The organism is Microbispora sp. H10830 (assembly GCF_014161375.1).
In the GTDB taxonomy this organism is placed as follows: domain Bacteria; phylum Actinomycetota; class Actinomycetes; order Streptosporangiales; family Streptosporangiaceae; genus Microbispora; species Microbispora catharanthi.
Window position 1 is genome coordinate 203,456 of sequence record NZ_JABBWX010000007.1, and the last position, 13,314, is coordinate 216,769.

At 73.3% G+C, this 13,314-nt stretch carries 10 protein-coding genes; 1 reads left to right on the forward strand and 9 read right to left on the reverse strand.

Features of this window, described 5'->3' with window-relative positions; all coding sequences use genetic code 11:
• Positions 1-14: 14 nt before the first annotated feature.
• From HHX35_RS19785 to HHX35_RS19825, 9 genes are read right to left on the reverse strand one after another with little or no spacing between them, the layout of a single operon-like run.
• Positions 15-797 (reverse strand): sulfotransferase, encoded by a 783-nt coding sequence (locus HHX35_RS19785; RefSeq protein WP_182900238.1) that lies wholly within the window; start codon positions 795-797, stop codon positions 15-17.
• 2 nt (positions 798-799) lie between these two features.
• Positions 800-1,663 carry a sugar phosphate isomerase/epimerase gene (locus HHX35_RS19790; RefSeq protein WP_182900239.1) on the reverse strand — a complete coding sequence of 288 codons (864 nt, stop codon included), beginning with the start codon at positions 1,661-1,663 and terminating at the stop codon, positions 800-802.
• The gene (locus tag HHX35_RS19795; protein ID WP_182900240.1) at positions 1,660-2,427 is read right to left on the reverse strand and encodes a hypothetical protein; all 768 of its coding nucleotides are present in this window, start codon (positions 2,425-2,427) and stop codon (positions 1,660-1,662) included. Before HHX35_RS19795 ends, HHX35_RS19790 begins: the two co-directional genes overlap by 4 nt.
• Positions 2,424-3,440, reverse strand: a complete 1,017-nt coding sequence (locus HHX35_RS19800; RefSeq protein ID WP_182900241.1) for a Gfo/Idh/MocA family protein — start codon at positions 3,438-3,440, stop codon at positions 2,424-2,426. Before HHX35_RS19800 ends, HHX35_RS19795 begins: the two co-directional genes overlap by 4 nt.
• A gap of 25 nt (positions 3,441-3,465) precedes the next feature.
• Positions 3,466-4,752 (reverse strand): acetyl-CoA carboxylase biotin carboxylase subunit family protein, encoded by a 1,287-nt coding sequence (locus tag HHX35_RS19805; RefSeq protein ID WP_182900242.1) that lies wholly within the window; start codon positions 4,750-4,752, stop codon positions 3,466-3,468.
• Positions 4,749-7,712 carry a type I polyketide synthase gene (locus tag HHX35_RS19810; RefSeq protein WP_182900243.1) on the reverse strand — a complete coding sequence of 988 codons (2,964 nt, stop codon included), beginning with the start codon at positions 7,710-7,712 and terminating at the stop codon, positions 4,749-4,751. The genes HHX35_RS19805 and HHX35_RS19810 overlap by 4 nt, the downstream gene beginning before the upstream one ends.
• Entirely contained in the window at positions 7,709-9,571 is a 1,863-nt protein-coding gene (locus tag HHX35_RS19815; RefSeq protein WP_182900244.1) for a non-ribosomal peptide synthetase, read from the reverse strand. The genes HHX35_RS19810 and HHX35_RS19815 overlap by 4 nt, the downstream gene beginning before the upstream one ends.
• A gap of 46 nt (positions 9,572-9,617) precedes the next feature.
• Entirely contained in the window at positions 9,618-10,373 is a 756-nt protein-coding gene (locus HHX35_RS19820) for a thioesterase II family protein (protein ID WP_182900245.1), read from the reverse strand.
• Positions 10,370-11,122, reverse strand: a complete 753-nt coding sequence (locus HHX35_RS19825; RefSeq protein WP_182900246.1) for a thioesterase domain-containing protein — start codon at positions 11,120-11,122, stop codon at positions 10,370-10,372. The genes HHX35_RS19820 and HHX35_RS19825 overlap by 4 nt, the downstream gene beginning before the upstream one ends.
• A 490-nt stretch (positions 11,123-11,612) precedes the next feature.
• Here HHX35_RS19825 and HHX35_RS19830 point away from each other — a divergent pair, with 490 nt between their 5' ends.
• Complete coding sequence (locus tag HHX35_RS19830) at positions 11,613-13,259, forward strand: NAD(P)/FAD-dependent oxidoreductase (RefSeq protein WP_310739181.1); 1,647 nt, start codon at positions 11,613-11,615, stop codon at positions 13,257-13,259.
• Positions 13,260-13,314: the final 55 nt, after the last annotated feature.

Below are 13,314 nucleotides of genomic sequence, written 5' to 3' on the forward strand. Positions count from 1 at the left end.
GTCGGGGATTACGGTCACAGCGTTCTCCGCTCGAGAAGGTCGTGCCAGATCCGTTCCACGTGCGGCGGCAGATCGTCCGGCATCTGCGGCGCCGGACGCTCGGTGAGCAGACCCGCGAAGGGGGCGAGCTCCAGGCCCGCCGCCTCGGAGAGCCGATCGAGGTCCTCGCCGCCGCACAGCCGCCCGTACTCGACCACCACACAGCGGGCGGGGTCGCGGGTTCGCTCGTGCCGCAGCCAGGGCTCGTGCCAGGCGGCCCACTTGTCCAGCGCGGCCTCGCGCGTGCGGGGGCGCCACGGGCGGTCGCCCGACCACCGCAGCATCGAGGCCGCCACCGCCGAGGGATGGCGGACCAGCAGCGCCCACCGGGCGTCCGGCACGGTCTCGGCGAGCCGGTCGAGTTCGAGGAGGTATTCGTTGTACTTCTCGCCGAAGCGGGTCGCGCCCGCGTAGGCGCGCCGTACGAGGTCGCGCCGCAGTGCCACCGCGTCCCCGGTGGATCCTGCGGCGACCTCGGCGGCCGCCTCACGCAACACGCTCTCCACCGTGGCGAGCCACCGCTCGCCGCGCCGTCCGTACGGCGGTCTGCGGCGCAGGGCGTGCAGCATCTCGTCGACACGCAGGTGACGGGCCCGGACGTCCTCCTCCGTGCACCAGCGATGCAGCACGTAGGGCAGTTTCCCGTTGATCGTGAAGAGTCCGCCCACCGCCTCGAAGGCCGTGTCGAGCACCCCCGCCAGGGCGGTGGTGCCCGAGCGCTGCGCGCCGAGCAGTATCAGCGGCGATGCTCCCGGCACGGTCACGATCCCGCGCCCGCCGTGGCCAGGTCGTCCAGCCAGCCGCGCAGCCGTCGCATGCACGCCACGCTCGCCACGTAGGCTCCGCGCGAGAACTCCTCGCCCCATGGGTCGTCGCGCTCGGCGGCGGTGAGCTGCCTGCCCTGGCGCCAATGGGTCTCAAGGCTGACGAACCCGGTGTAGCCGTCGTCCGCCAGCCGTCGCAGCATCACCGGCCAGTCGAGGTCGCCGTCGCCGAGCCGGACGTATCCGCGAGTGCCGTCGGGGTCCTTCACGTGCACGTGGCGGATCCGCTCGCGGCCCACCTCGTAGTCGCCGGGGAAGGGGACGGGGTCCCAGCCGCTGAAGACGCTGTTGCCCGGGTCCCACAGCACGCCCACGTCGTCACGGCCGAGCGCCTCGAGGAAGGTCATCACGTGCCGCAACGTCGGGGTGTTGGTCCTGGTGCCGTTCTCCACGACGAGCGGGACGGGTAGCCGCAGCCCGTCCAGGACGCGGGCGGCCACGCGGGCGGCGCGGACCGGGTCGGGGTCGCCGTCACGGTAGAAACTGAAGATCCTGACGTGGGGGGCGCCGAGCAGCGCCGCCCGGCGGCAGCCGTCCACCAGCAGGTTCGCGGCGGCCCGCAGGTCGTCGTCCGTCTCCGGCAGCGCGACCTTGAACGCGGGCGGCGCGAACCCGGCGTTCGCCAGCCCGTGCTCGTCGAGGATCGCCCGGGCCCGCACCAGTTGGTCGTCGGTGAGCAGATGGGGCGGGGTGCCCTCCATCGACCTGATCTCGACGGCGTCGAATCCCAGCTCGGCGGTGGTCTCGGCGACCACCCGGCAGTCCTGCGCCAGCTCGTCGCCGATGACTGCCAGTTTCATCGGAGTCCCTCTTCCTTTTCCGGCGGCTTCGTCGCCGCAGTCGCGTTCGGGTGGGCGCCCGCCGGCACGAGGGCGGTGGCGAGGGCGGCGGCGAGAACGGCCATGTCCGCCGCCGGGGTCCCCGCGCGGGACTCGACCGTCACGCATCGCAGCGCGGCACGGTCCATGACCCGCAGGACGGGCTCGAGGTCGGCCGGCGTCAGGGAGCGGTGCCGCACTCCATCGGAGGTCCGCCGCACACCCTTGACCTGGGCCGCCCGTACGTGCGGGGCGAGGCCGGCCAGTTGACGCCGGTCCGCGCCGCCGATCTCGTCGAGACCCAGGACGTCGAGGACGACCCCCACACCGGTGCGTTCGGCGAGATCGATCAGGCCGTTCACGCCGGGGCCCCCGGCATGCGTCTCGACCCACAGTTCGAGCCCGGCGTCCGCGGCGGCCGCCACCTGGTCGGCGACCAGCCCCACGTCGGGCGCCTCGACGCAGAAGACCTTCACCGGCCATTTGGACGGCACGTCTGCCGCCGCCGGATCCGGCAGGGCGGGATCGCCGAGCCGCCACCCGACGCCGGTGAAGAAGACGTGGAGCCCTGCCGCGGCGAACCCGCGCACCGCCTCGGCGACGCCGTCGCGCTCCCACCGCTGGTTCTTGCCGATCCTCAGGTCGACACCGGAACCGCCGTACGCGAGGACGGCGTCGGCGAGTTCCGCGGCGGTGGCTCCGGGCAGGGTGCCCGAGCTGAGACCGATGGCCGGGGCGTTCGTCATCGGGCGGCCCCCGCGGTGCGAGCGGCGGGGGCGTGCCCGGAGAGAAGGCCGTCCAGCGCCTCCACCACCCCGCGGCTGCGGCTGAGCGCGGCCAGACCGAGGGCGGTGCGGCCCGCCACCGCGCCGGAGAACTCCTGGTAGACCTCGGTGCGCAACACCGACGCGGGACGGGTTCGTCCCTCGATCGGCCTGCCGTCGATCTCGCCGGTGACGGCGCCGGAACGGACCTCCAGCCAGGCGTCGGCGCCGAGCACCGTGAGCTGCTCGGCCCTCGCGACGGAGCGGCTGGTGATCGCGACCGACAGCTGGGCGCCGGACTCGAACGCGATGTGCCCGCACAGCTGGGTGTCGATGCCCGGTGCGGCGTCGGTCCTGGACAGAGGCGTCACGGCCCGCGGCGTTCCGAGCAGCTGGCATGCCAGGTCGAGGTAGTGCACTCCCAGGTGTGCCGTGACGCCTCCGAGCGCGTGGCGGGGGTCGGAGCGCCAGCCGGCCTGCCGGTAGTGCGCGTCGGGACGCGCGCGGGAGACCGTCAGGCTCGCGACGGCCCCCGCGAACCGTTCCGGCTCGATCGCACGCAGCGGTTCCGGCAGGGCGAACCGGTGCTGGAACATCACCGCGGCCAGGACCTCGCCGTCGTCCGCGAGCGAGAGCAGCCCGGCGAGCTCCTCCGCGGTGCGCGCCGGCGGCTTCTCCAGCAGCAGATGCTTGCCCGCGGCCACGGCGGCCCGCGCGACGTCCGTACGGGCGCCCGGGGGCAGGCACAGCGCCAGCGCCCGGACGGCGTCGTCCGCCAGCACCTCGTCCAGCGCGCGCACCGTCAGTCCCGCGCCCCGCGCTCGCGACGCCGCCGTCGGGTCCGTCTCCACCACCGCGGCGGCGTACGCGCCGGCGACGCCGGCCAGGGCGTCGACGTGCTGGCGCCCGGCGTTGCCGTAGCCGACGACCGCGATCCCCGCCGCCTCGGAGCGGCCGCTGTCCGGCCCGCTCGCCCCCGCTTTTCTTTCTCCCATACAAGCCCCCCTGGTTCGCGCCCGGTCAGCGGTGGACCGGAACTCTGTCGCGCAGCTCGGCGCCGGTACGGGTGACCGGGCCCGCCGGAGTGTCGAAGGTGAAGCCGATCCCCGAAAGGGCGTGGTCGAGCACGGCGAGCATCTCCCGGTGTGACGGCGCGTCGCCGACGAGCAGGTCGAGATAGACCGCCTTGCCGTCGCCCGGCAACGGAGTGCCCGGCTGGACGAGCTGGCGTCGCGCGGTGATCCCCGGAATCCGGGTGAGCGAGCGGGCCCCCTCGATCGCGACCACCCGGGTCGCCTCGGGCAGCGGCCGGGTGTAGTGCTGGAAGAACACGCCGTCCCGGGGACGCACGGCCGGCTCCACGTCCTGCCCGAGTGCGAGCCGGCCCGCGACCTCGATGAGGTCCATGCCGGTCGCCCGCAGGTACAGCTCGTTGATGAACCCGCCGATGCGGCCGTTGACCTCGATGACGCGGGGCCCGCGATCGGTGATCTTGACTTCGGTGTGGGTGATCCCATGCCGCACGCCGAGGGCCCGGAGCGTCCGTTCGGTCATCTCGATCACTTCGGCCCGCAGGGCGTCGTCCAGCGTGTCCGGGAAGAACTGCCCGTTCTCGCGGAACGGCGGCAGCAGCGGAAGTTTCCCGGTGACGCCGATCGTGTGGATGCTGTCGCCCGCGCAGGCGCTCTCCACCGAGACGTAGTCGCCGAAGGGCTCGCTCGGGACGCCCGTCAGGCACTCCTCGACGACGAGACCCTCCTCCGCGGCGGCGCCCTCGGGGTCGAGGAGCCGGCCGGCCAGGGCCGCGCCCTCGGCGGCGTCCTCTACCAGGTGAGTGTTGCGGCTGCCCTCACCCCGGACCGGCTTGAGCACGGCGGGCAGCCGAACGTCCCGGGGCCAGTCCGCGGGGCCGCGCAGCAGCCACGACGCCGGGGTCTCGATGCCGTGCTCGCGCATCGCCCGCCGCTGGAGGTGTTTGTCGGTGAGCCGTTCGACGGTCTCCGGGCTGTGGAACGGCAGGCCGGCCGCGGCGGCGAGCCCGGCGGCGACGGGAAGCTCCCGCTCGCTGAAGGTCACCATCCCGCTCACCCCCGCCGCGCGGAGGGCGCGGCCGTCGGCGTGCGCGTCTCCGGTGAGCGTCATGACGGTGCCCGCCGACTCGAGCAGGGCGGCGTAGCGCGCGCCGTCCGGGCCCGGCGCCACCACGAAGATCGGATCGTGGCAGAAGCCCAGGCCGACCAGCATGTCGCCGAGGGTCACCGCGCCCTCGCCGAAGACGACCGCGAGCCTGGCGTCACCGGCGGTCATGCGCGGCCCCTTCCGTGGTGCGCGAGCAGCGCCGCGATCCCCCGCACGGTCGGGGCGGCGACCGCGTCCCGCAGCGGGATGGCGACGCCGGTCAGCTCCTTGAGCCGGGCGATCATCCGGACGAGGAGGAGGGACTGGCCGCCGAGCGCGAAGAAGTTGTCATCGGGGCCGACGTCCTCCACTCCCAGCAGGTCCCGCCAGACGACCGTGATCTCCCGCTCCGCCGGGAAGCCGCGCTGCTCCGCGGCGGTCTCCGGAGCGGGCGCCGGCGCGGGCGCGGGCATGCGCACGCCGCGTTCCGGTCCGGACGGCTCGGGCGCCACCGGATCGAGCCAGTGCCTGCCGCGCTGGAACGGGTAGCGGGGCAGGGGCACCCGGCGCGCGTGCGGGTCGTCGTCGAGGGCGGACCAGTCCACCGGGGCTCCGGCGCACCACGCCGCGGCCACGGCCTCCAGCAGGGTCCGCAGCGGCCGCGCGTCGTCCTTGCGGCCGGGCAGGGCGGCGAGAGCCACCAGCGGGCGGCCTGCCGCCGTCTCGTGCGCCAGGTTGGCGAGCGTGTGGCCGGGGCCCACCTCGATCAACAGCGGGTCGCGCCACTGGAGGGCGTACTCGACCGCGGCCGCGAACCGGACGGTCTGGCGCAGGTGGCGCGTCCAGTAGTCCGCGTCGAAACCGCGTTCCGGGTCGACGGGCCGTCCGGTGATCCCGGAGACGACCGGGATGGCGGCCGGGCGGTAGGTGAGCCTCTCGGCATGGGCGCGGAACTCGTCGAGGAGGCCGTCCAGCATCGCCGAGTGCGCCGCGATCGGCACGGGGACCTTACGGTGCCGGATGCCGCGCGCGTCGAGCCGCTCGACGAGGTCCGGCATCGCGTCGGCCGGGCCGGTCACCACGATGGAGCGGGGCGCGTTGATCGCGGCCACCGACAGGGACGCGGGCAACAGCGGGGCGACGCTCTCCTCCGCCGCGAAGACCGCCAGCATCGCGCCGCCCCGCACGCGGTCCAGCAGGCGGCCCCGGGCCCCCACCAGCGCCGCGGCGTCCGCCAGACTCATCGCCCCCGCGATGCAGGCCGCCGCGTACTCGCCCAGGCTGTGCCCGATCAACGCCGTGGGCCGCAGTCCCAGCGACAGCAGCAGCGTGGCGGTCGCGTACTCCACGGCGAAGACGGACGGCTGGGCGAGGGCCATGCCGTCGAGTTCGGCCTGGGCGGCGGCACGGTCGCCGGGGACGTCGCACAGCGTCCAGCGGATGTCGACGCCGGTGCTGACGGAGAACTCCCTGGCGCAGTCGTCCATGGCCGCGCGGAAGACGGGGAACCGGTCGTACAGCTCCGCGGCCATGCCGGGGTGCTGGTTGCCCTGGCCGGTGAAGAGGAAGCCGACGCTCACCGAGTCGCTGCTGCGGGCCGGCAGCCGGAACGCCGAGGAAACACCCAGCTCGGCGGCGCCGGACACGACCGCGGCGGAGCGGTACTCCCGCTGCCGGCGGCCGAGCCGCAGCGTGTGCGCCATGTCGCGGACGTCGGCCTCGGGGTTGGCGCGCGCGTGCCCGGCCAGCCGGTCGGTCAGCTCGGTCAGGGCGTCCGGGGTGTGCGCCGAGAGCGGCACGATGACGGGCAGGGCCGGCGCCGGCCGGCTGTCGACGGTGGGGGGAGCCTGTTCGAGCACGACGTGCGCGTTCGTGCCGCCGACGCCGAAAGCGCTGACCGCGCCTCTGCGCGGGCCGTCCGTCGCGGGCCAGGGCCGCAGCGTCCTGTTGATGTAGAACGGGCTGTCGTCGAGGCCCAGGCCGGGGTCCTCCTGATCGCAGTTGATGCTCGGCGGGATGCGGCCGTGGTGCAGTGCGAGCGACGCCTTGATCAGTCCGGCGACTCCGGCGGCGATGTCCACGTGCCCGATGTTCGGCTTCAGGGTGCCGAGCGCACAGGAACCCGGCTCGCCCCGCCCGAACGCCTGGACGAGGGCCTCGACCTCGATCCGGTCGCCGAGTTCCGTGCCGGTGCCGTGGGTCTCGACGTACTGGATCGTGTCCGGGCCCACGCCCGCCGCGGCCTGCGCGGCGCGGATGACGTCCGCCTGCCCGCTCACGCTGGGGGCGGTGTAGCCGACCTTGCGCTCCCCGTCGTTGTTGACGGCCGATCCCCTGATCACCGCGTAGATCGTGTCCCGGTCGCGTACGGCGTCGCTCAGCCGCTTCAGCACCACGACGCCGACACCGTTGCCCGGCACGGCGCCCCTGGCGTCCTTCGCGAAGGCACGGCAGTGCCCGTCGGGCGACAGGATGTCGTGCGGGCTGTAGAGGTAGCCGGACCTCTGGGGCAGGACGACCGACGCGCCGCCGGCGAGCATGAGGTCCGCCTCGTGCCGCACCAGGCTCTGCACGGCCATGTGCACGGCGACCAGCGACGTGGAGCAGGAGGTCTGAACGGTGATCGCAGGGCCCCGCAGACCGAGCCGGTAGGCCGTGCGCGTCGCCACATGGTCCTTCTCGTGGCCGACGAGCATGGCCATGTCCCCGAGGTTCCTGACGAGGCCGGCGTGCCCGATGACGTGCCGCATCAGGTAGTGGTTCTTGCCCGTGCCCGCGTACACCCCGATCGGACCGGGGGCCGTCTCCTGGGTGTATCCGGCGTTCTCCAGGGCCTCGAAGGCGCACTCGAGGAAGAGTCGCTGCTGCGGGTCTGTGACCTGGGCCTCGCGCGGCGGCATGCCGAACAGACCGGCGTCGAAGTCCTCGACGCCCGAAATCACCCCGCGCACCGGGACGTAGGCCGGATCGGCGACAACAGCCTCCGGCACCCCCTCCGCCGCCAGCTCGCCGGGCTCGAACCGGGTGAGGCACTCCCGGCCGGAAGCGATGTTGTCCCAGAACTGCGCGGCGGTCTCGGCGCCGGGCAGTCGCAGCCCGAAGCCGATGATCGCGACGCCCTCCCGCTGTGCGCCCGTCTCCCGGCTCACCGCCGCACCCCTCTCAGATGCTCGGCCAGCGCCCGGACGGTCGGGTACTGGAAGATGTCCACGATGCGCAGGGGGTGGTCGGGCAGCTCGGCGCGCAGGCGTGTGTGCACGCGCCCGGCCAGCAGCGAGTCCCCGCCGATCTCGAAGAAGGGATCCTGGACGCCGAAATCGGCCGTGCCCAGCACCTCGCGCCATACGCCGGCGATGACGTCCTCGAAGACCGGCCCGCGGTCCTCGCCGCGTCCGCCGCCGTCGCCGTGGCGCGTCGTCCCCGCGGCGGCCGGAGCCGGCGGCCGGCCGCGGTCGCCCGCCGGGGCGCGGCGTTCGAGCTCGGCGACGTCCACCTTGCCATTCGAGGTGTACGGCAGCCTGTCGGTCACCACCCACAGCGCCGGCACCATGTAGTCGGGCAGTTCGGCGCGCAGCGCTTCGCGCAGGCGTGCCACCAGGCCGTCCTCGTGGTCAGCCACCACGGCGGCGAGCAGGCGCCTGGATCCGGCGTCGGCGCCGGTCACCACGACGGCGACGTCCCGCACATCGGCGTGCCCGGCCAGCCGGCCCTCGATCTCCGCCAGCTCGATCCGGTAGCCGCGCACCTTCACCTGCCGGTCGCGCCGCCCGTCGAAGTGCAGTCGTCCCGTCGTGTCCCAGTGCACGAGGTCGCCCGTGCGGTAGAAGCGCTCCCGCCGGCCGGGGGGTGTCACGAAGGCCCGTTGCGTCTCCTCGGGGGCGTCCAGGTAGTCGGCGGCCAGCCCGCTGCCGCCGAGATACAGCTCGCCGACCTCGCCCGGCCCGACCGGCTCGCCCGCCTCGTCGAGGACCAGCGCGGAGGTGCCCGCGATCGGCCTGCCGATCGGCACGGGCGCCTCGACCTCCGCCGCGCTCCGCATGGAATGCACCGTGGAGAACGTGGTGTTCTCGGTCGGTCCGTACGCGCTGACCACCGTCAGCCCGGGATGACGCGACAGCACGGCGCGGACCGCGTCCGGGGGCACGACGTCACCGCCGGTGAACACCTGCCGGACGGTGGCGAACGCCTCGATCGCCTCGGCGGCCACGACCCGGAAGAGGCCCGCGGTCAGGAAGGCGACGCTGACCTCGGCCTCGCGCATGAACGCCGCCAGTTCGCCTGGCGAGACCGGGCCGTCGGGAAAGACCTCCACGGTCGCGCCGGTGGCGAGCGCACAGAAGATCTCCAGCGTCGAGGCGTCGAAGGCCAGCGGGGCGAGCCGGAGCATCCGCTCGCCGGGCCCCCTCCGCGCGTAGACGGCCCCGCGTACGAGGCGCACGACACCGCGGTGGGGAATGCGCACGGCCTTCGGCACGCCGGTCGATCCCGACGTGAACGTGATGTAGGCGATGTCCCCGGGATCCCGGTGGGCCCAAGCCCTGCGCGGGCCGGCGGCGGGCGGGTGGGTCATCGGCGCCGGTTGGACGGGCACGCACCCTGCGGGGGCGGCCCGGACGATGGAGCGGGCCGCGGCGAAGTCCGCGACCACGGCCTTCGGCCGGACCGGGTCGAGCATCGACCTGAGCCTCGGCTCCGGGAGCGAGGCGTCCACAGGAACGTAGACGGCCCCCACGCTGAGAACGGCGAGGACGGCCACGATCTCCTCGACGGAACGGGGCAGCGCCACGATCACGTGGTCGCCGGCCCCGACCCCGCGTGCCAGCAGCCCGTCGGCCTGCGCCTCGACCTGTCCGAGGAGTTGCGCGTAGGTCAGGCTCAGGCCCCGCCCGAGATCCCGGACCGCCGGCAGCTCCGGGAACTCGGCGCCCGCCTCGGCGATCAGCTCTCCCACGGACGCCTCAGCGTCCACCTCCGGCGCACGCCCCCACTGTCGCGGTTCGGAGGTCATGAGCGACCGCCTCCGTCGCGTCGCTGACAGGTTGGGATCTCCCTCATCACTCCACCCCCGGAGTCGGATCGATGGTCATCGCCGCATCGCGCATCGCCTGCACGATGCGGCGCCTGTTGCCGGGACGGCGCAGGTAGAAATGGCCGCCCGGGAGAAGGCGCATGGAGAAGGCGCCGGCCGAGTGCTTCTCCCAGCCGCCGAGCCTGTCGTGCAGGTCGTGCTCGTCGGCACCGCACAGGACCTGCAAAGCGCACGCCAGCGGCCGGCGGTCCTGGAATCGGTAGGTCTCCATGGCCGCGTAGTCGGCCCGCATGTACGTCGCCACGATCTCGATCAGTTCGGGACTCTCCAGCACCTCGGCGGGAATCCCGTCGTGCCTCCTGTGCAGCGTCCACAGCAGGTCGGCGTCCGGGAGGTGCCGCACCTCGGGCTCTCGGCGCGCGATGTCGGGACTCGGGAAGGCGGACACCCACAGCCAATCGGGGGTCCTGCGACCGCGAGCGCGCAGCGCGTGCGCGATCTCGAAGGCGAGCAGGGCGCCGAAGCTGTGGCCGAACAGACCGAAGGGCAGGTCAAGCGGCAGGGAGTCCGCCAGCTCCCCGGCCAGGGCGCGCAGATCCCGTGAGGCCGGTTCGGCGAACCTGGCGCCGCGTCCCGGCCGTTCCACACCGATGATCTCGACCTCGTCGGCGAGGCCCGTCCACTCACGGAACTCCCCCGCCGAGCCGCCCGCGTGGGCGAAGCAGTAGACACGCGCCCGGTACGACGTCTGCGGCGGTCCACCCGCCGTGGTCGCGTTCACACGCGGTCGATCAGATCGAAGATCTTCTGGCGCACCACGGGGCTCCGCAGGAACTCACCGGGGGGAACGTCGACCCGGACGCAGGAGCACTGCGCCGCGGTCCATCCCGGCGCCGGTCCCCGGTCACTGTCACCGCTGACGACGAGCGAAACCGGCGCCTCGGGCGTCGGCACGGCCGCGTCCACGGTCGCGAAGAGGAAGCCGAACCATGCCTCGTAGCGCTGGGTCAGCATCGCGACGCACGTCTCGATCTCGGCCTCGGGCATGCCGTCGGCGGCGAGCTTGATCGTGAGGTCGCCGGTGAGCGTGGCGAGGACGGTGTCGAGTGTGAGCTCGGCGGGCCGGTCTCCGGTCGCGCCGAGCGTCGCCCTCAGGGCGTCCAGCTCCTGCCCGATCATGGTCACGGTGAGCCACGTCGGCTCGACGAGGACCACGGCGGGCGCGTGCCCGTCCCCGGCGCTCGCGAGCCGCTTCGCGAGCGCGAGTGCGAGCGTCGCCGCGCTGCAGTAGCCGAGCACGGCGGCGGGCCGGCTCCCCAGCCCCTCGATCTCCTTCGCGTACAGGTCGGCCAGCCGGGCGATGGTCAGGGACCCGTGGATCTCGAGATCCTGCACGGCGTCGATGCGGTAGGTCTCCCACCGCGATTCCGGGACGCCCATCAGGCCGGTCATCGTGTCGGCGGTGGAGAACATGGCGAAGTCCACAAGTATGACCGGCGGAAGATCGCCTTCGACCAGCTTCTCCAGCACTCGTTCTCCCCCTTCGAGATGTCCTGCGTGCGGTCCTGCCTCGGGGCTCGGCGCAGGGCGCCACCGGTGACCCTCGGCGCGCGAGGGTCACCGTCGCGTCCCCGACCGTCTCCCGGTGTCCCGGGACGGCACCGCGGTGAGAAGCCCCGCGCCGGCACTCCGCCTGATGCGGTCTCGTGGCCGCCGAGGCGCTCCCCCGAGCCTCCGCCGCGGACACTGTCGCACCGGATCCTGGAGCCCCGCTGACGCGCCGCTGACGCAGGGGGCGAGCGGCCGCGCGTTGCGCGTCAGCGCGATTCCAGAGAGGCGGTCCGGTACGCCGGAGCGCGCAGGACGAGGTGCCGCCCCGTCGTTTCAGGCCCGTTACAGAACCGGATGCGAAAGTCGTCGACCGGTCGGCCTGGCGGTCGCCCGCCGCTCACCTCTACGAGCGGCCGGGTCTGGAGGCCTTCCCTGGGCCGGTTCGCGCTCCCGCAGGAGGAATTCGTTCGTGTCCGAGACGTTGGTGAGGCCGCACGATCGTGCGGCCAGGTTCGACGCGATCGTCGTCGGCGCCGGATTCGCCGGCATGTACATGCTGCACCGGCTGCGTGTCTCGGGCTTCACGGCCCGCGTCCTGGAAGCGGGCGGAGACGTCGGCGGCACCTGGTACTGGAACCGTTACCCGGGAGCGCGCTGCGACGTGGAGAGCCTGGAGTACTCCTACTCCTTCTGCCCCGCGATCACCCGGGAGTGGAGCTGGAGCGAGCGCTACGCCGCACAGCCGGAGATCCTGCGGTACGCGGGCCATGTCGCCGATCGGCTGAACCTGCGCGAGGACATCCGGTTCGGCACGCGGGTGACGGGCGCGGTGTACGACGAGGACGACGGCTGCTGGACGGTGACGACCGAACACGGCGCCCCTCTGCGCGCCAGGTTCCTCATCACCGCCGTCGGCTGCCTGTCGGCGGCCAACGTCCCCGACCCGCCCGGCCTCGGATCCTTCGAGGGCCGCTGGTATCACACGGGCCGCTGGCCGCACGAGGGCGTCGACTTCACGGGCGAACGGGTCGCCGTGGTGGGCACGGGTTCGTCCGGCATCCAGCTGATTCCCGCCGTGGCCGAGCAGGCCGCGCACGTGACGGTGTTCCAGAGGACGCCCAACTTCAGCACACCGGCGGTGAACGGCCCTCTGGACCCGGCGCGGGAACGGTGGTTCAAGGACAACCGCGACGCCCTCGCCCGGCGGGCCCGGACCTCGCCAGGCGGGTTCCTGATCGAGTACGGGGAGCGTTCGGCCCTGGAGGTGAGCCCGGAGGAGCGACTGGCCGAGTTCGAGCGCAGGTGGTCGCGCGGCGGGGTCGGCTTCCTGGCCGCCTTCTCCGATCTGCTGCTCTCGGAGGAGGCCAACCGGACGGCGGCCGACTTCGTACGAGACAAGATCCGCTCCATCGTGACCGATCCGGCGACGGCCGAACGGCTGGTCCCCACCGGCTACTCCATTGGGCTCAAACGCCTGTGCCTGGACACCGGTTACTACGCCGTCTACAACCGTCCGGACGTCACCCTCGTGGACCTGCGCGAGACCCCCATCACGGAGATCCTCCCCAACGGAATCCGAACCGCCGGGGAGACCTTCGACGTCGACGCCATCGTCTTCGCCACCGGATACGACGCCATCACGGGCGCGCTGCTCGCGATGGACATCCGAGGCCGCGGCGGGCGGCGGCTTCGGGACGCGTGGGCGGCCGGGCCGAGCAGCTACCTGGGCCTGATGAGCGCCGGGTTCCCCAACCTGTTCACGATCACCGGTCCCGGCAGCCCTTCCGTGCTCACGAACATGATCGTCTCCATCGAGCAGCATGTGGAGTGGATCGCCGCCTGCCTCGCCGACCTCGATCGCGCGTTCGGCCCACGGGCCTTGATCGAGGCCGAGGCCGACGCCGAGGCGGCCTGGATGGACCACGTCAGGGAGCTGGCCGAGTTCACCCTCTACGGCAGGGCCGAGAGCTGGTACTCCGGTGCGAACATCGCCGGAAAGCCCCGCACCTTCCTGCCGTACGCGGGCGGCGTGGGCAACTACCGGGCCATGTGCGACCGGGTGGCCGCGCGCGGGTACGAGGGGTTCCTCCGCACCGCCCTGCCCGAGGGGGCGTGAACCTCCGCGCGGACCCTCGTCCCGGCGATCCCGAAGTGGCACGTACGGGCACGGG